The 20,562-nt window shown below is 58.6% G+C and carries 22 protein-coding genes; 13 read left to right on the forward strand and 9 right to left on the reverse strand.

Going from position 1 to position 20,562, the window contains the following annotated elements; genetic code table 11:
* Positions 1-341 precede the first annotated feature (341 nt).
* Positions 342-2,771: a phenylalanine--tRNA ligase subunit beta gene (pheT, locus tag A3OQ_RS0107815; RefSeq protein ID WP_020174820.1), complete on the reverse strand. Its 2,430-nt coding sequence runs from the start codon at positions 2,769-2,771 to the stop codon at positions 342-344.
* Positions 2,772-2,864: 93 nt separating this feature from the next.
* On the opposite strand from pheT, the gene A3OQ_RS0107820 reads away from it, so the two are divergent.
* The 5 genes from A3OQ_RS0107820 (at position 2,865) to truA (ending at position 6,440) form a co-directional block, all read left to right on the forward strand.
* A complete protein-coding gene (locus tag A3OQ_RS0107820) occupies positions 2,865-3,269 on the forward strand; it encodes a cytidine deaminase (RefSeq protein ID WP_020174821.1) in 405 nt (134 codons plus the stop codon).
* Positions 3,270-3,301: 32 nt separating this feature from the next.
* Positions 3,302-3,874, forward strand: coding sequence for a peptide deformylase (def, locus tag A3OQ_RS0107825; RefSeq protein ID WP_020174822.1), 573 nt, complete (start codon positions 3,302-3,304; stop codon positions 3,872-3,874).
* 189 nt (positions 3,875-4,063) lie between these two features.
* On the forward strand, positions 4,064-4,471 hold the full coding sequence (locus A3OQ_RS23465; RefSeq protein ID WP_152428355.1) for a hypothetical protein: 408 nt from the start codon (positions 4,064-4,066) through the stop codon (positions 4,469-4,471).
* Positions 4,472-4,513: 42 nt separating this feature from the next.
* The gene (gene fmt / locus A3OQ_RS0107835; protein WP_020174824.1) at positions 4,514-5,443 is read left to right on the forward strand and encodes a methionyl-tRNA formyltransferase; all 930 of its coding nucleotides are present in this window, start codon (positions 4,514-4,516) and stop codon (positions 5,441-5,443) included.
* Positions 5,444-5,669: 226 nt separating this feature from the next.
* A complete protein-coding gene (gene truA, locus A3OQ_RS0107845; protein WP_020174826.1) occupies positions 5,670-6,440 on the forward strand; it encodes a tRNA pseudouridine(38-40) synthase TruA in 771 nt (256 codons plus the stop codon).
* 1 nt (position 6,441) lies between these two features.
* Here the strand turns inward: truA and A3OQ_RS25340 are convergent, their stop codons facing one another.
* Positions 6,442-6,636: a DUF6968 family protein gene (locus tag A3OQ_RS25340; RefSeq protein WP_425280303.1), complete on the reverse strand. Its 195-nt coding sequence runs from the start codon at positions 6,634-6,636 to the stop codon at positions 6,442-6,444.
* Positions 6,637-6,648: 12 nt separating this feature from the next.
* On the opposite strand from A3OQ_RS25340, the gene A3OQ_RS24675 reads away from it, so the two are divergent.
* Positions 6,649-6,897: a hypothetical protein gene (locus A3OQ_RS24675; RefSeq protein WP_161607317.1), complete on the forward strand. Its 249-nt coding sequence runs from the start codon at positions 6,649-6,651 to the stop codon at positions 6,895-6,897.
* 266 nt (positions 6,898-7,163) lie between these two features.
* Here the strand turns inward: A3OQ_RS24675 and A3OQ_RS0107855 are convergent, their stop codons facing one another.
* From A3OQ_RS0107855 to A3OQ_RS0107865, 3 genes are all read right to left on the reverse strand, one after another.
* Positions 7,164-7,391 (reverse strand): hypothetical protein, encoded by a 228-nt coding sequence (locus A3OQ_RS0107855; protein ID WP_020174828.1) that lies wholly within the window; start codon positions 7,389-7,391, stop codon positions 7,164-7,166.
* Between the two features lie 99 nt (positions 7,392-7,490).
* Entirely contained in the window at positions 7,491-8,420 is a 930-nt protein-coding gene (locus A3OQ_RS0107860; protein ID WP_020174829.1) for a hypothetical protein, read from the reverse strand.
* Positions 8,421-8,507: 87 nt separating this feature from the next.
* Positions 8,508-9,077 (reverse strand): L,D-transpeptidase, encoded by a 570-nt coding sequence (locus tag A3OQ_RS0107865; protein ID WP_026595619.1) that lies wholly within the window; start codon positions 9,075-9,077, stop codon positions 8,508-8,510.
* 177 nt (positions 9,078-9,254) lie between these two features.
* On the opposite strand from A3OQ_RS0107865, the gene A3OQ_RS0107870 reads away from it, so the two are divergent.
* Both A3OQ_RS0107870 and A3OQ_RS0107875 read left to right on the forward strand, forming a co-directional pair.
* Positions 9,255-9,638 carry a DUF427 domain-containing protein gene (locus A3OQ_RS0107870; protein ID WP_020174831.1) on the forward strand — a complete coding sequence of 128 codons (384 nt, stop codon included), beginning with the start codon at positions 9,255-9,257 and terminating at the stop codon, positions 9,636-9,638.
* Positions 9,639-9,689: 51 nt separating this feature from the next.
* Positions 9,690-10,802, forward strand: a complete 1,113-nt coding sequence (locus tag A3OQ_RS0107875; protein ID WP_020174832.1) for an NADH:flavin oxidoreductase/NADH oxidase — start codon at positions 9,690-9,692, stop codon at positions 10,800-10,802.
* Positions 10,803-10,818: 16 nt separating this feature from the next.
* Here the strand turns inward: A3OQ_RS0107875 and A3OQ_RS0107880 are convergent, their stop codons facing one another.
* Together A3OQ_RS0107880 and A3OQ_RS0107885 are read right to left on the reverse strand one after the other, a co-directional pair.
* Positions 10,819-12,087: an arsenic transporter gene (locus A3OQ_RS0107880; protein ID WP_020174833.1), complete on the reverse strand. Its 1,269-nt coding sequence runs from the start codon at positions 12,085-12,087 to the stop codon at positions 10,819-10,821.
* A gap of 134 nt (positions 12,088-12,221) precedes the next feature.
* The gene (locus tag A3OQ_RS0107885; protein ID WP_020174834.1) at positions 12,222-12,827 is read right to left on the reverse strand and encodes a hypothetical protein; all 606 of its coding nucleotides are present in this window, start codon (positions 12,825-12,827) and stop codon (positions 12,222-12,224) included.
* 218 nt (positions 12,828-13,045) lie between these two features.
* On the opposite strand from A3OQ_RS0107885, the gene A3OQ_RS0107890 reads away from it, so the two are divergent.
* Together A3OQ_RS0107890 and A3OQ_RS0107895 are read left to right on the forward strand one after the other, a co-directional pair.
* Positions 13,046-13,474, forward strand: coding sequence for a cupin domain-containing protein (locus A3OQ_RS0107890; RefSeq protein ID WP_020174835.1), 429 nt, complete (start codon positions 13,046-13,048; stop codon positions 13,472-13,474).
* Between the two features lie 120 nt (positions 13,475-13,594).
* On the forward strand, positions 13,595-15,130 hold the full coding sequence (locus A3OQ_RS0107895) for a serine protease (protein WP_020174836.1): 1,536 nt from the start codon (positions 13,595-13,597) through the stop codon (positions 15,128-15,130).
* Between the two features lie 62 nt (positions 15,131-15,192).
* On the opposite strand, the gene A3OQ_RS0107900 is transcribed toward A3OQ_RS0107895, so the two are convergent.
* On the reverse strand, positions 15,193-15,903 hold the full coding sequence (locus A3OQ_RS0107900) for a L,D-transpeptidase (protein WP_020174837.1): 711 nt from the start codon (positions 15,901-15,903) through the stop codon (positions 15,193-15,195).
* 781 nt (positions 15,904-16,684) lie between these two features.
* On the opposite strand from A3OQ_RS0107900, the gene grxC reads away from it, so the two are divergent.
* The 3 genes from grxC (at position 16,685) to A3OQ_RS24325 (ending at position 18,570) form a co-directional block, all read left to right on the forward strand.
* On the forward strand, positions 16,685-16,948 hold the full coding sequence (gene grxC, locus A3OQ_RS0107910; RefSeq protein ID WP_026595622.1) for a glutaredoxin 3: 264 nt from the start codon (positions 16,685-16,687) through the stop codon (positions 16,946-16,948).
* A 666-nt stretch (positions 16,949-17,614) separates the two neighbouring features.
* Positions 17,615-17,845: a helix-turn-helix domain-containing protein gene (locus A3OQ_RS24010; protein WP_083931664.1), complete on the forward strand. Its 231-nt coding sequence runs from the start codon at positions 17,615-17,617 to the stop codon at positions 17,843-17,845.
* A 107-nt stretch (positions 17,846-17,952) separates the two neighbouring features.
* On the forward strand, positions 17,953-18,570 hold the full coding sequence (locus tag A3OQ_RS24325; protein ID WP_210162191.1) for a hypothetical protein: 618 nt from the start codon (positions 17,953-17,955) through the stop codon (positions 18,568-18,570).
* Here the strand turns inward: A3OQ_RS24325 and A3OQ_RS21690 are convergent.
* Positions 18,552-20,447 (reverse strand): N-6 DNA methylase, encoded by a 1,896-nt coding sequence (locus A3OQ_RS21690; protein WP_083931542.1) that lies wholly within the window; start codon positions 20,445-20,447, stop codon positions 18,552-18,554. The two genes, A3OQ_RS24325 and A3OQ_RS21690, sit on opposite strands and share 19 nt — an antisense overlap.
* Between the last annotated feature and the right edge of the window lie 115 nt (positions 20,448-20,562).

Below are 20,562 nucleotides of genomic sequence, written 5' to 3' on the forward strand. Positions count from 1 at the left end.
GGCGAGACATTGATTATAGGCGTCCGCTGCCTGAATCTTCTCGCAATCCGCGATCGTGCGTGGTTCGGCGGCGACCGGGAGCGCTGCAAAAATGGCAAACATCAAAGTCAGAGCGACGGGGGTACGCCCGAAACAAGGCCGCCTTTTTGTCCGGCTTGCCGGGCCGGCATTTTGAGCTGTTGAAAACGTCAGAGCGGGATGAGGAAAAGTGTGTAGCGGTTTTCCGCTTGCATCCCGCTCTAATCTATTAGAATCGATCGCGTTCGTGACTTTGGATTGATTCAATCCAAAGTCATCGTGATCTAGGGCTTCGCCGGAAAATACGTCATCTCTCACAGAGTCTATCCTCGCAGGTTGGCGCCGGTTTTCTTTTCGACTTCGGCGATGATCTTGCCCGCGGCGGCATCGATCTCGGCCTCGGTCAACGTCTTGTCGCGGGGTTGCAGCGTAACGCCGATAGCGACGGATTTCTTGCCTTCCGGAACCCCTTGCCCTTCGTAAACATCGAAGACCGTCACTTGCGTGACGAGATTGCGTTCGCCGGCCTGCGCCGCCTTGACGATATCTCCGGCCTTCACGGCTCGGTCGACGATAAAGGCGAAATCGCGTTGCAGCGGCATGAACTCCGACAGGTCAAGCTTTGGCTTCGCTTTGGTCGGCTTCAATTTCGGCGCTGGTATGTCGTCCAGCAGGATTTCGAAGCCAACCAGGGGACCTTCGACATCGATCGCGGCCAGAAGGCGGGGATTGAATTCGCCAAACCAGCCGATGATGTTTTTGGGTCCGAATTGCAGCGTAGCCGAGCGGCCCGGATGAAGCCAGTCCGGCGCGCCGGATACGACCTGCAAACCGCCCAAAGCCACGCCCAAAGAGGCAAGAAGACTCAAGGCATCGTTCTTGGCATCGAATGTATCGACATTCGATGCCGGCGCCGCCCAATGACGCCCGGCGCCTTGCGGCTTCGCCGTGCCGCGCCTGACGCCCGCCGCCGCGACGAACTGGTCCTTTTCATCCTGCCCTTTGAAGATTTGGCCGACTTCGAACAAAGCCACATCGCCGAGGCCGCGATCGGCATTGCGTTGCGCTGCCGCGACAAGACCCGGCAGCAGGCTCGGGCGCATGGCGGATAGTTCCGCCGCGATCGGATTGGCGAGTTCGACGGGAGGCGCCGCGCCAAACAGAAGGGCGCGTTCCTTGGCGACGAAGGACCATGTGACGGCCTCGACCAGGCCCTGCGATGCCAGTGCGCGCTTGGCCGCGCGGGTGCGCTTTTGCAACAAAGTCAGAACAGGCTCGGCGATCTTTTGATCGAGCCGGGGCAAAGGCACCGAAGTGATATTGTCTATGCCCGCGATCCGCACGATCTCTTCGACAAGATCGGCCTTGCCTTCGACATCCGGCCGCCAGGACGGCACTTTGACCATTACGCGGTCGCTATTGCCATCGGCAAGCGCAAGCTCGAAGCCGAGCCTTTCGAGGATCGCCGCCATGTCGGAAATCGGCAGGTCAAGGCCGGTGAGGCGCTTGACCTCGCTCCAGGGGAAATCGATGCGGTGATCGGGCTCGGGGATCTTTCCGGCGAGCGTGATCTCGGACGCCTCGCCGCCGCAAAACTGAAGCACGAGATGGGTCGCAAGTTCCTCGCCCGGCGGACAAAAAGCCGGATCGATGCCGCGCTCGAACCTATAGCGGGCGTCCGACGTGATGCCGAGCTTGCGGCCCGAACGGGCGATATTGGTCGGGTCCCACAAAGCCGATTCGATCAGGACTTCCGTCGTCGTCTCGTCGCAGCCGGAGGCCTCGCCGCCCATGATCCCGGCAATCGATTCGACGCCGCGATCGTCGGCGATGACGACCATGCTGTCGTCGAGCCTATAGGTCTTGCCGTCGAGTGCCAGAATCTCTTCGCCGTCCTTGGCGCGGCGCACGACAAGATCGCCATGCACCTTCTTCGCGTCGAAGACATGCAGCGGCCTGGCGCGATCGAAGGCGAGATAATTGGTGATATCGACGAGCGCGTTGATCGGCCGCAGACCAATTGCTTTCAGGCGCTTCTGCAGCCAGTCGGGGCTCGGCCCGTTTTTCACAGCCTTCACGAGGCGCAGCGCGAAGGCCGGCGCGAGATGCGCGTCTTCGGGTGCGAAGTCGAGCTTCACCGCGACAGGGCAGGGGAAATGCCCCGGCGTCGGCGCGATCTTATGGGTCTTCAATTTGCCGAGGCCGGCCGCAGCCAGATCGCGGGCTATGCCTTCGACGCCCATGGCGTCCGGCCGGTTCGGCGTAAGGTTGATTTCGATCATCGGATCGTCGAGGCCGATCCAAGCCGCATAGGCCTGTCCGAGCGGCGCGTCTTCGGGCAGTTCCAGAATGCCGTCGTGATCCTCGGAGAGGCCGAGTTCGGCGCCCGAACAAAGCATGCCGAGCGATTCGACGCCGCGGATCACGCCTTTGCCCAAAGTGATCTTCTTGCCCGGGATATAGGTGCCGGGGGCTGAGAAGACCGATTTTAGCCCGGTCCGCGCATTGGGCGCACCGCAGACGACTTGCACCGGCGCACCCGCGCCCGTGTCGACCATACAGACCTGCAACCGGTCGGCATTGGGATGCGGCTTTGCCCCGATCACAGTGGCGATTGTGAAATCCCGCAAAGCCTCAGCCGGATTTTCCACATGTTCGACCTCGAGCCCGACGCGCGTCAGCGTGGCTGTGATCTCATCGAGCGAGGCCTCGGTCTCAAGATGGTCCTTGAGCCATGAAAGGGTGAATTTCATCGAGATCCTATTGCGAAGCGGGGATTGTCGCTTTTGCCGCTGGTTCTAGAAGGATAGAGCAGCAAGTTCCAGAAGACCCGAAGTAGAGGACGCATGGACAAGGTTCAAGCTCTGTTCGAGGCGGCGAGCGCCGTGCGGCGCCACGCCTATGCGCCTTATTCGGGTTTTGCGGTCGGTGCGGCTCTGTTGACGCCATCAGGCGCCATATTTTCCGGTGCCAATGTCGAGAATGCGGCCTATCCGACGGGGATTTGCGCCGAGGCAGGCGCAATCTCGGCCATGATCGCGTCGGGCGAGCGCCAAATCGCCGAAATGCTGGTTCTGGGCGATGGGGCCGCGCTGACGACGCCCTGCGGAGCCTGCCGCCAGCGAATCCGGGAATTCGCTGGGCCTGACGCCAAAATCCATGTCGCCGGGCCCTCGGGTCTCAAGGCGACATTCACGCTTGGCGCGCTGCTGCCTGAGGCCTTCGGGCCTGACAATCTCCAAGGAAATTGACCTGACGCGGATTGATGATTATTTCCTAGCGCATGGCACTGCGCACGATCATCACCCTTCCAGATCCACGGCTTCGCAACATCTGCGAGCCCGTCCCCGAGGTCGATTCCGCCGTCAGGGCGCTCATGACCGATATGTTGGAGACGATGTATGACGCGCCGGGCATCGGCCTTGCCGCGGCGCAGATCGCCATTCCCAAACGCATCATCGTCATCGATGTCGCCAAGCGTAAGGACGATTCGGCCTCGGCAGACCCTATGGTCTTCGCCAATCCTGAAATTCTCTGGGCCTCGGAAGAGACGTCTTCTTATGAAGAGGGTTGTCTCTCCATTCCGGAATATTATGAGGAAGTGATCCGTCCGGCCCGTGTCCGGGTCGGCTATCTCGATCGTGACAACAAGCGTCACGAGATCGAGGCGGACGGCATTCTGGCCACCTGCCTCCAGCATGAGATCGACCATCTGAATGGCGTGCTCTTCATCGATCATATTTCGAAGCTGAAGCGCGATCGCGTCATCAAGAAGTTCCAGAAGGCGGCGAAGCGCGACGGGTCCGAGAAGCCGGACAGGAAGCCCGGCCTTCCCAAGGACATGCCGGCGGCTTAAGGCCGGGACTTCAACCCTCTCCTCTTGCGGGAGAGGGTGGTCAGCGGAGCTGACCGGGTGAGGGGTGATCTTAGAATGGCCCTGACCCCTCATCCGCCTCGCATTCGCTCGGCACCTTCTCCCGCAAGGGGAGAAGGAATGCGGCCGAATTTTTGTGGCCAAGGCCGCGAAATTATTGGACCTTGCCTCATGCTCGAAAAGCCGGCCTACGGACAGCCTTGCAATTCGTGCGGGCGATGCTGCCAGGACGAACTCTGCGCTCTTGCGAAAAAGGTCTTCGGGCCTCGCCCCGGCCCATGTCCGGCACTCGCCGAAGTGGAGGATGGGTTTGGCTGTGGATTGATCCTCACACCTTCGCGCTACGCTCCGGCTGCGACATCCGTCTACGGAACGGATGCGGTCGGCGAAGCCGCAGCGCTTCTCTGCGCGGCGGGTGCCGGTTGCGATGCGCAAGGGCATGACGAGCTGGTCGATGAAGCGGTGCGCGCGAGGGTCATGAATGCAACGCGGTCGCGGCCGCAAGACGAGATCGAGCGCGCGCGCGAGATATGGCGCGGGGCGTGGCTGCCGGAAAGCGCCGAACCGTTTATAAGATAGACTTCAAAGGGCGACCCGCCCGGCCTCCTGAGAGCAGTTTCTTTGCGCATCATCTTCATGGGGACGCCGGATTTTTCAGTGCCTGTGCTCGCGGCGATCTTAGCCGCCGGGCATGAGGTCGTTGCCGTCTATACGCGTGCGCCGAAGCCCGGCGGACGGCGCGGGCTCGATCTGACGCCCTCGCCGGTGCAGGTCTGCGCCGAAAAACATGGACTCAAGGTTTTCTCGCCGAAGACGCTGCGCACGGATGAAGAGGCTGCGGCCTTTCGTGAGCATGCGGCCGATGTCGCGGTCGTCGTCGCCTATGGATTGATCCTGCCGAAAGCGATCCTCGATGCGCCTGCGAAAGGCTGTCTCAATCTTCATGGCTCGCTGCTGCCGCGCTGGCGCGGCGCAGCGCCGATCCAACGCGCCATCATGGCCGGCGACAGCGAGACGGGTGTCATGGTCATGCGCATGGAAGAAGGCCTCGACACGGGGCCTGTCGGTATGACTGCACGCATTCCTATAGCGCCTGACATGACGGCTGGAGAGTTGCACGATCAATTATCGCCGCTGGGCGCGGAGCTGATGGTGCGGGCGCTTTCGGCTCTGGCGGACGGCAAGCTCACCTTCACGCCGCAGGCCGAAGAGGGCGTGACTTACGCGCATAAGATCGACAAGGCCGAAGCGCGCATCGACTGGGCGAAGCCAGCGTATGAGGTGCACAATATCATTCGCGGACTTTCGCCTTTTCCAGGTGCTTTTTTCGAGGCCGATTTCGGCAAGGGCATCGAGCGCGTGAAAGTCCTGCGCAGCACGCTTGCCGAAGGCCACGGCACGCCGGGCACGGCGCTTGACGACGCTCTTACGATCGCCTGCGGCGAAGGCGCTGTGCGATTGATCGAAGTGCAGCGCTCCGGCAAAGCGCCGATGCTGGCTGAGGATTTTCTGCGTGGCACGAAGGTCAGCGCGGGGACAGCGTTTAAGTGATGGCCAACTTCGCAATTCCCCGTTCATCCAACGGCGGACATCATCGGCGAGATGGTATCGCTTTGGTCAATGATCGCTTCGCGACCGCCTTCGGCGGCGGCCCGGAGGGCCGTCATTGACCAAAGCGATCCGCTCGCCATACTCGCCGCCAAGAGATGAATGGCCTGATGTGAATGAGCTGCAGGCAGGGCGGGGCCATGATTCAAATTGAAGCGATGCCGCTCTGATGCCCCGCTATAAATTCGTCGTCGAATATGACGGCACGCCCTTCGTCGGATGGCAGACGCAGAAGAATGGCCTCTCCGTGCAGGAAGTCATGGAGGCGGCCTTCCTTGCGCTGACCGGCGAGGAGATCCGTCTGCGCGGGGCCGGCCGCACCGACACGGGCGTTCATGCGCTGGGGCAGGTGGTGCATGCCGATCTTGCTCGCGCATGGCGCCCGGATGTCTTGCGCGAGGCGCTGAACGCCCATATGCGGCCGAACCCCATCGCCATCCTCTTGGCCGAGGAAGTGCCCGACACATTCGACGCGCGCTTCTCGGCGATCCGGCGGCATTATCTCTATCGCATCGTCAATCGCCGCGCGCCCTTGACCGTCGATGCCGGCCGCGCCTGGCATCTGAAGCGCAAACTGAATGCGGAGGCGATGCACGATGCCGCGCAGCTTCTCTTGGGAGAGCATGATTTCTCGACCTTCCGCGATTCGCAATGTCAGGCAACGAGCCCGGTGCGCACGCTCGAACGTTTTGACGTGTCGAAATATGGCGAGGAGATTCAGTTCCGCCTCAGCGCGCGCTCCTTCCTGCATCGCCAGGTGCGCTCCATGGTCGGCTCGCTCGAAAATGTCGGTTCCGGCAAATGGAAGGCGCGCGATATGAAAGCGGCGCTCGATGCTCATGATCGCCGCCGCTGCGGTCCCGTCGCGCCGCCGGACGGGCTTTATTTGACGCAGGTTGATTATGGTGAGGGCGTGCAGGTCGAGGATGATGGAGACTAATCTATAAGCCTTCTACCGAAGTCGGATTGTGTGGGTTAGGTAATCCTAAATCTTTCGAACCGAGCCATCGTAATTCGTCGAGCCTCCCTTCCTGTGAATAGAGCAGTTCGGCATGCACCATCTTCAACGCAAGGATCAGCGCCTGCACCTCATCAATACCGATGGCTTGGAAAGTGCGAATTCGATCCGGCCAAATGACCTAATCACATTGGAAGTCGTCATCATGAGGCACTGGCTGCCGGAAACGTACAATCACTTCGGCCGAGCCTCTGAGCTCATACCGTCGTTCGATAAAAATGCCAGCGACCATTTCGTGCGCCTCCGATCCATCAGCGTGCCGCTTCTCATTCATATCGTAAGCCGTTCATCTCTTGGCGGCGAGCATGGCGAGCGGTTCGCTTTTGTCAACGATCGCTTCGCGACCGCCTCCGGCGGCGATCCGAAGGATCGTCATTGACAAAAGCGATGCCGCCTCGCCGAAAATGTCTGCCGTTGGATGAATGGCGAAGTGTGATGCTCCAACTGAAGGAGAAACCCTCGTCCTTCGGGACGCGCGCTTCGCACGCTCCTCAGGATGAGGGTTTCGGTGTGCGCATCCCAGCCCCAAGCCCTCACCCTGAGGAGGCCCTTTAAGGGCCGTCTCGAAGGGCGTGGGCGCTGCCAATGCCGGCCTCGTTCACACCCGGCGCACACCTCGGAGGAATGATCCAACCTTAGGCAGCCTCACGCCTTCGATCCATCATCTTCGACGACGCGCAACTTGCGCACGGTCAATTCGTCGACCTCGAGCGAGCGGAACCGCGCTTTCCTGATGACGAGGCCGCCGATAGCGAGGCGGCCAATCGCCACCGCGCCTATGGCGACAGCACCGAAGGCGGCGGCGCCCAGCGCAAGCGCCAAAAGGCTTGCCGCGGGCATGGCTTTGGGCGGGCTTATGATCTGGCGCGACATTAAGCATCCTCCGGCGCATGTCAGTGGAGATGCCGGTACGATACCATATTCAGGTCTGTCCAAGCTTTGAATGATATTGGCTTAAAGCGCCGCTCCATATTATGCGGCGGCGCGCTTTGCCCTCATTCTCAGGATGATGAGGCAGGCCGGATAGACCATCGCAAGGCCCGACATGCCCAAGCCGAACAGAACCATCTCCATGCCGGCGAGAGGGCGATTGGCCAGAAGCCCTTCGATCAAATTGATCGCATTTGCGGCAAAGGCCAGCGCGCCGCCGAGCCCCATAACGGCGAGCAGCTTCACCGATATTTTGGCAGCGAAGCTCTTGGTTCCTTCTGCCAATGTGATGCGCGCATCGGTCAGCGGAAGCTCGGCGATCAAGGGGCGCAGCCGTCTCATGCTGTAGACGTGTATCGCGCCTATATAGGGCACAAAAAGCGCGAGCCCGAGCAGCATCGCGTCAAGCATGATGGTGCCGGGTGTCGCGCCGATGCGTCCAACGAAAGTGGCGCTGTTGAAGATGCCGCCTTTTGAATCGGTCAGGTTAAGCTTCGTACTGCCAGAGGCAAAGGCGACGGTGCTGGGAACGCCGATTTTGCCGCTCGCATCGACACGTGCATAAGTGATCGTGGTGTTGTTGCCGGGCGGTGCATTGACGTGAAAGAGAACGGAGGTGCCGGTAGGCCCTGCCACGCTGCCGGAGCTGCCGGTCGAACCGATCGATTGGCTATAGCTCGTGACCTTGCCGCTTGCATCCGTGAGAGTGACGTTCAACGTGCCGCCCTGGAGGGCAAACCACAAGGTTCCGCCGAGCAGCAGGAGTGGAATCAAAACCATCGCGACAAATACGAAGGGTTTGATCCGCCGCATGGTTTCCTTGATACATGCGGCGATCTCGAGCTTTTGTGTTTCGCTTACGAAAAACCGTTGCTTGGGGCCGAAGAACCAGGCGTTGTTCGCCTGGAACACGTAGCCGCCATCGATCTTTTTGAACGGGATCTCTTCGACACCCTCATATAACCCGGCCATGACTTTTCTCCCTGACGGTTTGGCCTGAGCCAATGTCTCCGTCAGGGTAGTCGTATGAGCGATGCCTCCGGTTCAGTGTGCGCGAGATCACTTCAGCACAACGACCTTGGTGCCGACCTTGACCTTGTTGTAGAGATCGATGACGTCGCGGTTCGTCATTCTGATGCAGCCGGACGAAACGGCGGCGCCGATCGTGTCCTCTTCGTTCGAACCATGAATGCGGTACTCGGACGAGCCGAGATAAAGTGCGCGCGCGCCGAGCGGATTGTCCATGCCGCCCGCCATATGGCGCGGCAGATCGGGGCGGCGCTTCAGCATGGCGGCGGGCGGCGTCCAATCCGGCCATTCGCGCTTGCGCGAGACCGTCTTCGTGCCCGACCAGCTGAAGCCTTCGCGCCCCACGCCGACGCCATATTCGATGGCTTGGCCATCGCCGAGCACATAATAGAGCCGGCGCTCCGTGGTCGAGATGACGATATCGCCTTTCTTGAATTGCGGATGTTTCCAGACGACGACCTGCGGCGGTATGGCCTGCTGATGAAAGATGTTGAGGAAGTCGGCCAAGGGCCCGCTGTTAAGCGGGTTATTCGCATACGCCGGCGAACTGAATGAGAGCGCGATGAAAGCTGATAGAACCCATGTACGTCCGTAACTCATTGATGATCCCCCGCGCGGTATCTGGTGCCGCAACGCCTGCAAAACCCGATCGAATGTTTAGGTCGAAATGCGGCCGGAATCGGGACACGCCGCTCGGTTGCTTGATCGTCTCATAGCGGTGGCCATATTAAGTCACGGCAAAGCTCGCTCATATCTTAAGTTGAAGGAGGGCAAAGCATGACGGTGAACACCATGAAACTTCCTGGAGCGGATCATCCGATCACGATCGAGCGCAATCCCGCGCATGTGACCGTCTCCGTCGCAGGCAAAGTGATCGCCGATACGAAAGAGGCTTTGATTTTGCGCGAATCCACCTATCCGGCGGTTATCTACATTCCGCGCAAGGACGCCGACATGTCGCTCCTGGAGCGGACGGATCTTTCCACCTATTGCCCCTATAAAGGCGATGCCTCCTATTACAGCCTCCCGCAGATCGGCGGGGACAAGGCCGCCAATGCGGTCTGGACCTATGAGCAACCTTACGAGTCCGTCGCGGCGATCAAGGGCCATCTGGCTTTTTATGCCGATCGCGTCCTGATTGTCGAAGAGCCTGTGGCTTAACCGGAACGCCGCTCTATATCCGGGTGACCGATCCTCGATACGGAAGCTGTCATGAGCGCATTGTTCTCCCCCATCACGTTGCGGAGCCTGACGCTCCGCAACCGCGTCACCGTCTCGCCCATGTGCCAATATTCGGCCGAAAACGGCGAGGCCAATTCATGGCATATGGTTCATATGAACACGATGGCGCTTTCGGGCGCCGCCATGTTCTGCATCGAGGCGACGCATGTCGAACCGGAGGGCCGCATCACGCCCGGTTGCCTCGGTCTTTACAATGATGCCACGGAAGACGCGCTGCGGCCGATCCTGGCCGCGATCCGCAAGCACTCCAAGGCCGCTGTCGCGATGCAGATCGCACATGCTGGCCGTAAGGGCTCGAGCTACAAGCCCTGGGAAGGCGGCAAGCAGATCCCGCTCGATGACGGCGGCTGGGTGACCTATGCGCCTTCCGCCGTTCCGCATCGCGAGGGCGAGCTGCTGCCGCAAGCGCTCGACGCGGCCGGGATCAAACGGGTGCGCGACGCCTTCGTTGCAACGGCGCAACGTGCCGCGCGGCTCGGCATAGATGCGCTCGAGATCCATGGCGCGCATGGCTATCTCATCCATGAATTTCTCTCGCCCATCGCTAATCATCGCACCGACGGCTATGGCGGCTCGCTTGAAAACCGCATGCGGCTCGCGCTTGAAGTGTTCGAGGCCGTGCGCGCCGTTTTCCCGGCCGAGAAGCCGGTCGGCTTCCGCGTCTCGGGAACCGATTGGGTCGAGGGCGGCTGGGATCTCGAACAAACCATCGCCCTTGCCAAGGAGCTGCAAAAGCGCGGCGTCGATTGGATCGATGTCTCGTCAGGCGGCGTATCGCCCTTGCAGAAAATCCCGATCGGGCCTGGCTATCAGGTGCCCTTGGCGGAAGGCGTGAAGGCGGCAACGGGCCTTACGACATTCTCGGTCGGATTGATCACCGAGCCCAAGCAGGCGGAAGAGATCGTCGCAAGCGGCAAGGCCGATCTCGTCTCGCTGGCGCGCGGCATGCTCTACGATCCGCGTTGGGCCTGGCATGCGGCAGCCGCGCTTGGAGGTACCGTCGATGCGCCGCCGCAATATTGGCGCGCGCCGCCGCATGGGGTAAAGGGCCTCTTCGGCGACATTGTCGACGGGAACAGGTAGGCCTCGGCCGGCGGCTTCAACGAAAAGTGATCGCGCCTGCGAGTGCGAGGAGGAGCGCGGGCGGCATGACGAGGACGCCCAGTTTCAGAAATGTGATCGCGTTGACGTTCTGGCCTTCGCGCCGCAAGGCGGTGAGCCAGAGGATTGTCGCAAGCGATCCTGTCACCGAAAGATTCGGGCCGAGATCGACGCCGATCAAAATCGCACGCGTGATCTGATCGGGCACGTGCGCGCTTTGAATTGCGCCGCCGGCGATGAGGCCCGCAGACAGATTGTTCATCAGATTGCTGATGAAGGCGATGGCGATGCCTGAGCCCCAGGCTGTAGCCTCGGCGGAGCGCGCGCTTTGCTCACTCAGAAATGTACTCAGCGCATGAATGAGACCCGTATGGTCGAGCGCTTCGACGAGCACGAAGAGACCTGCGACGAGCGGCAGCACGCCCCATGAGATGTCTTTAATCATCTGCCAAGGGGCTTTTCGTTCGCCGATCAGAACGACCGCCGCCGTCGCCGCGCCCGCGATCGCCGTCGGCAGGCCGAGCTGAATGTCGAAGGCGGAAGCGGCGAGCAAGACCGCCGCGGTCATCGCGATGCCGACGGCGGCTATTTTCCCCGCGCGCGACAGATCCGGCAGGGAAACATCCGTGGCGATCTTCTGTTTCAAATTTTTGCTCTGCGTCCAGCGCAGGACCGCGAAAGTCGCGGCAATCGAAAGGCACGAGGCGAGCCCATAATGCGTCAGCCACGCCATCAGCGGCGGCATATGGTTTCCATAGATGACGAGATTGGCGGGGTTGGAAATGGGCAAGACGAAAGAGGCCGCATTGGCGATAAAGGCGCAGATCAACAGATAGGGCAGGGGCTCTTCGGCTTTGGCGGTCTTGACCGCCGCGGCTACCGCGGGCGTCAAGACGACGGCCGTCGCGTCATTCGACAGAAAGGCCGTGACGAACGCTCCGACCACGTAAATGAAAAAGAAGAGCCGATGCGCCGAGCCCTTGGCGCTTCGCGCCGCAATGGCGGCGAGCCAATCGAACAGGCCTTCCTGCCGGGCGACTTCGGCAAGCAGCATCATGCCGGTCAAGAAGAGATAGACGTCCGTGCCCTTCGCGATACCGGTCAGCGCAGCTTCCGCCGGCAATAGGCCAAAGACAAGCAGAAGCACCGCGCCGAGAACCGCCCACAAAGCTTCGGGCAGGTTCCAGGGCCGAAGGATGACGCCGAGCGTGGCCGCGCCGGCAATGACCCAGGTCAAAATCTGTACGAGCGAGAGGCTTGCGTTCATGCTCAGGCGTCTTTCGCTCCACGCACCGGCGCCTGTGCGGTTCATCATGCCGCTACATCGGCTTTTGTCTCGGTCAAAATTAAGGCCGCGGCACTGACCGCCGCGGCCCTGGAATATGGATTGGCGTTTGAAATCTACTGCTTGTCTTGACCCTGACCCATGACTTCGCTGAGCTTGTCGTAATATTTGCTGACCACCGCGGTATTGCCCTGGAACTGCAGCGGCGTGACCGATTTCAACGCCGCGTTCAATTCGGACAGCGTTTCTTTTTTCTCAGCGGGAGCCATCTTCTTATCGGCTTGCACGTCGGCGATTTCCTTTTTGAGGACGACGTCCTGGCCGACATATTTCTTTGTCTCGGGATCGAAGCCGGCGAGCACCATATTGATGTTGGCGGTGACATTGTCATAGTCGGCGAAGCTGGCGAAGCCATGTTTTTTGGCGATGACTTCGAGCTGTGCAAGGACCTTCGGATCGGGCGCCGCATCCTCAGGCAATTTATCGATGATCGGGCTGATTTCCGCGTTGGCTGCGAGCGAATCTTCGATCTGCTTGTCGGTGAGCGCGATCTGCTTCACCGCGGGTTGTTCGGGTTGCGCACCGGGGGGCGGTCCGCCTTGCGGCCCGGCGGCGGGCGGCGGCGCAGCCGGCGGCCGGCCTTGCGCGAAGGCTGGAACAGAAACTGTCAATAAGATCATGGTGCTCAACGCGGTCGCAGCGGGAAAAATATTGAAGCGCATAAAAGGCCTCTTCTCGGCTCAGGGAACGAACGGCCTATCTAATTTTGTTTTGCGTCCCGGTCAAAGCGGAGCTGCGCGCGTGGTATTTGTTGCATGCGCATGACGGGCGAGCGCGGGCGCCGTTACCATCTTGGCCATGTCATTCGTAACATCTTAGCGGACGGTTGAAACAGTCTGACAGCGTAGCGGTTCTATGGTCGCGGCCAAGGAGAACGCTCATGAAACATATGAAGCAATTGCCGTTTGCCCTGACCCTTGGCCTCATCCTCCTCGCGCCGCCGAGCGGGGCGTTGGAGAACAGCCCCGTCACGATACATCCGGTGCTGTCGACCTCCGAGACGTCGAGCGGGCAAAAGATCGTGCTGCCGCAGAAAGATGCGCATATCAGCGTGTCGGTCTACGACATCGCGGCGGGCGCGGTGCTGCCAGAGCACCTGCATCCCTTTCCGCGCTACGGCTATGTCCTGTCCGGGACCTTGCAAGTGGTCAACACCGAGAATGGCAAGGTCGATGAATATAAGACCGGCGATTTCATCGTGGAATCGGTCGATCAATGGCACCAGGGCGCGAATATCGGACAAGAGCCCGTCAAACTCCTGGTGATCGACATGACCGAGGGCGAGAACAAGAACACGGTGCTGAAATAGAGGGGCGTGGGGTATCGCGCTCCGACCTTTGCTGGGGCGGTTCGATACAATCGGATCGACAATCTTCGCGTCGCGCGCTTTACTCCGATCGACGGATAGAGGCCGCACGGGAGAGGCTTGATGACCCAGATGACCGGCAGCGCCGCCAGGGTTCGGGACGGCTTTCTTAAAAATTTTCGCTGTGGCAATCTATTTTATGCTCTGACGATCGCATCGCTTATGTCGGGCGGAGCGGTCCTGGAAGCGCAAGCCGCGCCGCAGATTGTCGGCGGCACCACGGCCGAGATCGCCGACTTTCCCTACCAAGCCGGTCTGTCGCTTGGTCCGAGACATGACGATAAAGGCGATCACTATTACAGATGTGGCGCATCCCTCATATCGAGCCGTTGGATCCTGACGGCGGCGCATTGCTTCGTCGATTACGACTTCACCAGTCATCATAGCATTGCTTGGACCGATCCCAGTCTTGTCCTCGTCAGGATGGGCGCCAATGACTTTCATTCGCCCAACGCGATACACCCGGCAGTCAGCAAAGTGCTGCCGAGCGAGGATTACGATCCGGCCGACGCCACTATCGTCTTTCACGAAAACGATATCGCTTTGATCAAACTGGCCGAACCACTGACCTCCGAAACTCCGGTCGCGCTCAATTCCCAAGCGGATCTCTCGGGGGAGGCGATTGCTACAGGATGGGGTAGAACAACTGAGCATGGGACAGACTCCGATCTTCTGATGAAGGTCACACTGCCGCTCGTCTCGAACAGCATCTGCCGCAAAACGGAGAAAAACGAGACGATCACCGATGAAATGCTATGTGCGGGCCGCGACGCAGGTGGCGTAGGCACCTGCCAGGGAGACAGCGGCGGCCCGCTTGTCCAGACCCAACGCCAAGCGGACGGCACGTCTCGCAAAGTCCAGATCGGCATTACGTCTTTCGGTACGGGATGCGCCCGGCCGCATGAATATGACGTCTATACGCGGGTCAGTTCTTATGTGAATTGGGTTGCGATGACGATCATCCGCAACGACATTGACGAAAGCGGGATCGATCGTCTCACCGATATGAGCTGGATCGACGCGGCGCTTACGGCCGATCATGTCAAATCGATCGCCCGGGCCAGTTACGATTCCAATGCCACGTTTCAGCCGGAGCTTGCGGAAAAACTGGTTGGACTTTGGCGCGTTCAATCGAGCCTCGGGAATCGATTCAAGACACTATCGGTCGATCAGTTCAAACTGGTGGCGAGTGCCAGCGTCGACAAAAAACTGCATGTCGACACCAAGCTTGCCAACGACTTGATTCAAAGCTTCACGCCGGCTGATCCCATCCTATCGGGCGTACTCTCGGCTGACCAAATACGGATGTACCATTTGAATGTTGCGTTGATGAAGACATCGGCTTTTGGTTACTACCAGGCCGTCATTTTGATGAAAGACGGCACGGTTGTGGTTTTGGGGAAATACCCCCCGGATGTTCGGCAGGCCAAGATGGTGTTGGTGAAAGATCCGGCGCTTGCAAAATATGTCGACGTGATCGCCGTTGGCGTGTCGGGCGTGAAAAGCTACGCGTTGAAGCGCAGTGGAGAGCTATTGGTCGCCGATTTCGTCAATCCTCTAAACGATAGATGGCCTGACGCCTGCACGGATGATTGTTGAAAGCGGCAGCGGGAAGCGTGGCGCAGGCGCGAGGCGCCTGGACAGCGAGCTGACGCCCTTGCCTATGCCGGCAGGACGATCACTTTCGTCTTGACTGGCGTTCGGGGATAGAGGTCGAGCATGTCCTGCGTGAGGAGGCCGGTACAGCCGCTCGTAATATTGGTCCCGATCGTCTCGGGATCGCTGGTGCTGTAGATCGTGTAGAGCGTGTAAACGCCGTTCTGATAGAGGTGGAGCGTGCGGGCGCCGAGCGGATTGTCGAGACCTGGCGGCATCCCGCCGGCATATTGGCGCGCCTCCGGCTGGCGCGCGATCATCTCCTTAGGCGGCGTCCAGATGGGCCATTCGGACTTGCGCCCGACATAAGCCTCGCCGCTCCACAGGAACCCCGAGCGGCCGACATTGGCGCCATAGCGGGTGGCGTTTCCGTCGCCTTCGATGCGGTAAACATAATAATGGCTGGGATCGACGATAATCGTACCGGGCGCTTCATTGCTGGCGTAGCGCACGGTCTGCCGAAAATATTTCGGATCGACCTTGCTGAGATCGGCCGCCGGGATCGGGAATTTCTCGGTGGGCACCGGCCCGTAGAGCTTGGCCGCCTCGGCACGGAGCCGATCATCATCTGACACGCAACCGGCGAGCCCGAGCGTGCCGAGACTGGCTGCGGAACCGATCAGAAACGACCGGCGGTTCAGAAGCCCCGACCGAAGCTGAAGCCGAGCTCCCTCGTCATTCTCGCCGGCATCGGCAATTCCATGGTCCATGATCATACTCACACATACACTGAACGTCTTGCTGAGCTGAGATTGCCGTCACAGGGCCCAATTGGCAAGTTTGGGCCTTCATGATCGTTTCGATGCAGCGCGACGTGTGGCTGTTAGGTCACGTGGACGTGTCGACTTTGAGGCGTGGCACGAGGCGAAGCGGCGCCTTTGGGACGCCGCCGGGGCCTCCAGCGATGCGGCCCCGTCCGGGCGGGGTGGCCTCGGTGACTGGAGCGTCGCGGATGTGCCGGATGGACATAAACTTCGGCGGGGCATGGCGGGCTTGACCTCGGCCATATGGGCGCGGATGGCTCAGCGCCAAGCGGTAAGGTCCACGCGGTCTCGCCGGAGTGGTCATGCGCGGACTTGATCCGCGCATCCAGGAACGCGGGTCGCCGAAAGGCGCCAACGCCTGCGATCTACGCCTGGATGGCCGGGACAAGCCCTGTCAAACATGCATTGCGCCTGGATGCGCGGATCAAATCCGCGCATGACGGCTGAGAGGCGTGTGCCTCGCTAACTCAAAACCCGCCATTCATCTCTTGGCGGCGAGCAAAGCGATCCGCCTCGCCGAAAATCTCCGCCGCCGGATGAATGGCGAGATCTGACATGGGGCTGCGGCCATCGCGATCTCTTGCGACGTGATCACGAAGCGCATGGCGTTTGCATGCACGTCCGCGTCGTTGTCCCAACCGCGGCCCGCGGTACACGCGCCGGAGCTTGGCCCGGCGGAGGCGGAGCTTTATAAAGGGGGTGGAACCCCGATCTGGAGAGCCAGGAGCAAGTGATGGCTGAAATTGAAATGTATGCGACGCAGACCTGCGACTATTGCGCGGACGCGAGAACCTTATTCAAAAAGAAAGGCGTGACCTATAAGGAAATCGACGTGACCGGGTCGAAGGAGCTGCGCAAGGAGATGACCAAGCGCGCCAATGGCGGCGACACGGTCCCGCAAATCTTCATCGATGGCAAACATATCGGGGGCTACGACGATATGCGTGCGATGGACAAAAAAGGCTTGCTCGATCCGCTGCTCGGCAAGACCGCATAGAGCTTGCATGATCGCCTATCTGCTAGAGCGGGATGTGGAAAAGTGTGAGCGGTTTTCCGCCCAGCAATCAAGGTTACGCAGATTGCGTAAACTTATCTGCTATCCCGCTCCAACCTACGTGATCTAATGAACGCAGGCAACGAAACGGCGGCCAACATCGATGCGGCGTTGGCCGGCGTTACGCGGCAGGGCGCGCGGTTCCATGACGACCATGGGACGAAGTCCCGGTTGCTCGAACAAACTGAAATTTGCCGGATCAAACGTCTGTTTCGGGCGATTCACGGGCAACCCCTGAACGACCGAGCACGGGAAGCTGGCGTTGGTGAAAGACGACCCGGCGCTTGCGAAATATGTCGACGTGGTCGCCGATTTCGTGAATGCTCTCAACGATAGATGGCCCGACGCCTGTACGGATGATTGTTGAAAGCGGGTGGGGGAAGTGCGGAGCAGGCGGGATTGGGGTGCAAGCGTGGTGAGAGCGGGGTCTTCACACGCAAAGACGTGATCCGTCAAAGACCTCATCCTGAGTAGCCACCCTCTCAAGGGACGAGTCTCACGAGTTCGCCCGCGCTGGTCGCTGGGGTTCTATCGCAGAGCGGTCTATTTGCGGCAAAATGTTACTCATTGTCTGTCGACTCATACACTACATCGCACCACAATTTCTTCGTGAAAAATCATGAACTCGTCAGACAGTTTGGTCTTGAGGTCAAACGTCGCCGAACAGAACTGGGTATAACCCAAGAGGTGTTTGCGGATATTTCCGGTCTTCATCGCACGTATATAAGCGGTATCGAGCGTGGCGATAGAAATCCAACTATCGATATAGTTTTTACCATCGCCCGTGCTCTCAAGTGTGAGCCAATCGATATTTTGCCCAAGCTAAGTAATCAAAAATGACGCTTTGTAACAAGCCCATTTCTGGGCGTTCCAAATACGAGGCGTTGATCCAAAGATGTTGCGCTCGCGAAGTCGGCCATAATGGTCCTTGCGCTGAGTACGCATATTTGTCTCACTTCGAAAAAGTCGCGCCCCGTGTGGCCGCGAAAATCAAACGCGATGCAACCAAAACGACCGGGGCGGCATGGAAAAGTGTAGACGCCGGTCCCAATCGCATCGATCGTTGGGTAATGCTCCTTCCAGATGCTACGCTGAAGAAAGATTTTCTTATCGACTTGGTCGCCATGAAACCAGCGGTACAGGCAAAGCTTCGTGAGAAGGCGGCCACCTATGAAGATTGTATGGATGTATCCGCTAAACTGACTTGGGCTGCCTACCAAATGTTAAATGCGCCCATGCCTCCACCTGAAATCGAGACTTATTTAGTCGGCCGTTTCGGTAAAATGGAACCGGGAAGTACGCGCTGTATAGTTTGCCGCGATTTCCTTGATTTCAATAGCTTCGAAGGAGCGCAGCGAGGCAGAGCTCTGATTGAAACCGCGCATTCGAACCCGCGCTTACATAACCCCGAAAATGTAGGCTTTGCGCATCGCGAATGTAATATAGCCCAAGGTGGACTTTCGCTCTCCCAATTTTACGATTGGATACGCACCATCATCGCCCGAGTTGATGCGGGAGCGGACGCGAAAGTTGAGGCCCCGGGAAGTCATAGCTCGACTTCATAACCGAAGCCTTGAAGATATGCTGAATGGCGAGCGCGTTCCGCAACGGCTTCTTGGAAGCGCGAAAGAGTATCGCCCCAAAGGCTGCTCGCGCGTGGGTCCGGAATTCTAATTTCGTTAATGCGGCGGCCCAATCCTCCCAATGTTGACTGGATAAAAACCAGCCGACGAATTTCGCGCTGAACGCTCGGGAGGGAGAGGCTATACAAAAGTGCCATAGGTGAAAATTTAGCCTTTGCAGATATGGAGATTATTCGCAGGTGACTTTGGATGATGCAGCGCACAGACCATTCGTGAAGAATTGCGCAGCGACCAATTTTGTAGCGACCGTCGACGACCATAAGAATGTCGCCAGATTTGAGCTTTTGTTGATTGGCGTATTGAAGGAAAAACTCTTCGCTTACACAATTCGTAGGATCATAAGAGACTTCAAAATTATGGATGTCAGACGTCCGTACAAACGGGATATCTCCTGTACCATAAGCATCGGAGCCGACCTCATGACCTTTACGAATCGAGAGAAGTTTTAGGTCTACGAGTTCGCCAAGAGACACTACGCCAGCCGACAATTGTTCTGCGTCGCGCTCAACATCCTCCGACAAGCGTTGGTCGTAATAACGCGGTACAAGATAATAAGGATCTTTAAGCGTAGCCAAGTTCCATACTTTGCGATACTTGTCTGCTGCGCGCCAGTCATTCGCAATTACGGCGAAATCATCTTGTACAAGCCGTCCGTCTAGCTTCACACTTCGGCCGCGTTTATCGTGGCCGCATGTGTAAGCAACGGCAACCCAGCAGTTATTGTTCTTTTGTTGCACTGGGGTGCGCTTGAAAAGAAGAATGTTCGTCTTTGTATCCGTACCTGGCTGAAAGGTCGTGCGCGGGCAATCAATCAGACCTTCAATTTGGCCATTGGCCCGGATGTAGTCCCAGATGTATCCGGCTCCAGCATTCCCGAAAATGCCCTCCGGTAATACTATTGCCATGCGGCCACCTTTCTTAAGGAGCCGAATGCAAAGTTCGATGAAGAGCACTTGCGGGTCCTGCGAAGCGCGGACTACAGAAGCTTGTTGCCATCCATCAGCCGTATGGTCCCAGACATGACCAAGAGCGAATTGTTCAAGTGTCGCCTTATCTGTGACGCCGATTTTTGCTCCAAACGGTGGATTGGTCAGAACGTAATCGAAACTTTCCAATGATACATTTTTCGCGCTTATCTGATCGAAAGAAAGTGAATTGGCGTTGTGAACGCGGACATCCCCGGATTGGTCATGAATGGTCGAGAGAGCCGACGCAAGCAGCGAAAGGTCATGGTCCTTGTCGATACCAATCACCGTCCCAGATGAACCATTGCGCTTCCAATTATCGAGAACAGCAGACAAAAAGCCACCGGTCCCACACGCGGGGTCGATGACTCTGCTCCCTGCTTCCGGTGCAAGAATATCGACCATTGATCGGACGACTGACCGCGGCGTGAAGAACTGCCCTTTGTCACCCCTAAGTCGAGGTCCCATGAGAGCTTGAAATGCATCACCAAATGTATGGGATGGCGAGGAAACTAGATCGATTTTCTGTAGTAAGCTGAAAGCATGGCGCAAGGCGCTGTCATCGAGGGTGAAACGGTCGTCTAATGTTATAGATGTAGGGTACAGCCGAGCTAATGCTGGTAATAGTATTAAGTTTGCAGAGGCGGTTCCAGCTGTAAAAAGTGAAACCTCTAAAAGTATGCTTCGTTTGGCATAGCCTATTGATATCAGTATTAACTTAGATAAGTCTGATAATATTCTTTCACTTCGAGATACCGTACTATTTGAGTACAGATGATAATAAAGATCACGAAATAGCTGCTCTGTATTATCATTTGAAAGCGCGAGCTGCATGAATCGATACCTCTTAAAACATACGATGAGTATCGAAACACGATGTGTCAACTGGTTCGCGTAGGTATCAACTATTTATCCGCTGCAGGCCGTCCGAGCCATGACGATGGACCAA

Source organism: Methyloferula stellata AR4 (genome assembly GCF_000385335.1).
GTDB lineage: Bacteria > Pseudomonadota > Alphaproteobacteria > Rhizobiales > Beijerinckiaceae > Methyloferula > Methyloferula stellata.

Bases quoted from the DNA above. Each gene is read 5' to 3' on its own strand.
- truA (WP_020174826.1), top strand. From the start codon at position 5,670: ATGCCCCGCTATAAATTCGTCGTCGAATATGACGGCACGCCCTTCGTC.
- A3OQ_RS0107880 (WP_020174833.1), bottom strand. From the start codon at position 12,087: ATGAACGCAAGCCTCTCGCTCGTACAGATTTTGACCTGGGTCATTGCC.
- A3OQ_RS0107900 (WP_020174837.1), bottom strand. From the start codon at position 15,903: ATGATCATGGACCATGGAATTGCCGATGCCGGCGAGAATGACGAGGGA.
- A3OQ_RS0107875 (WP_020174832.1), top strand. From the start codon at position 9,690: ATGAGCGCATTGTTCTCCCCCATCACGTTGCGGAGCCTGACGCTCCGC.
- def (WP_020174822.1), top strand. From the start codon at position 3,302: ATGGCACTGCGCACGATCATCACCCTTCCAGATCCACGGCTTCGCAAC.
- A3OQ_RS0107820 (WP_020174821.1), top strand. From the start codon at position 2,865: ATGGACAAGGTTCAAGCTCTGTTCGAGGCGGCGAGCGCCGTGCGGCGC.
- A3OQ_RS21690 (WP_083931542.1), bottom strand. From the start codon at position 20,447: ATGCAGCTCGCGCTTTCAAATGATAATACAGAGCAGCTATTTCGTGAT.
- A3OQ_RS0107865 (WP_026595619.1), bottom strand. From the start codon at position 9,077: ATGAGTTACGGACGTACATGGGTTCTATCAGCTTTCATCGCGCTCTCA.
- A3OQ_RS23465 (WP_152428355.1), top strand. From the start codon at position 4,064: ATGCTCGAAAAGCCGGCCTACGGACAGCCTTGCAATTCGTGCGGGCGA.
- pheT (WP_020174820.1), bottom strand. From the start codon at position 2,771: ATGAAATTCACCCTTTCATGGCTCAAGGACCATCTTGAGACCGAGGCC.
- A3OQ_RS0107870 (WP_020174831.1), top strand. From the start codon at position 9,255: ATGACGGTGAACACCATGAAACTTCCTGGAGCGGATCATCCGATCACG.
- A3OQ_RS0107885 (WP_020174834.1), bottom strand. From the start codon at position 12,827: ATGCGCTTCAATATTTTTCCCGCTGCGACCGCGTTGAGCACCATGATC.
- grxC (WP_026595622.1), top strand. From the start codon at position 16,685: ATGGCTGAAATTGAAATGTATGCGACGCAGACCTGCGACTATTGCGCG.
- A3OQ_RS0107860 (WP_020174829.1), bottom strand. From the start codon at position 8,420: ATGGCCGGGTTATATGAGGGTGTCGAAGAGATCCCGTTCAAAAAGATC.
- A3OQ_RS0107855 (WP_020174828.1), bottom strand. From the start codon at position 7,391: ATGTCGCGCCAGATCATAAGCCCGCCCAAAGCCATGCCCGCGGCAAGC.
- A3OQ_RS0107890 (WP_020174835.1), top strand. From the start codon at position 13,046: ATGAAACATATGAAGCAATTGCCGTTTGCCCTGACCCTTGGCCTCATC.
- A3OQ_RS0107895 (WP_020174836.1), top strand. From the start codon at position 13,595: ATGACCCAGATGACCGGCAGCGCCGCCAGGGTTCGGGACGGCTTTCTT.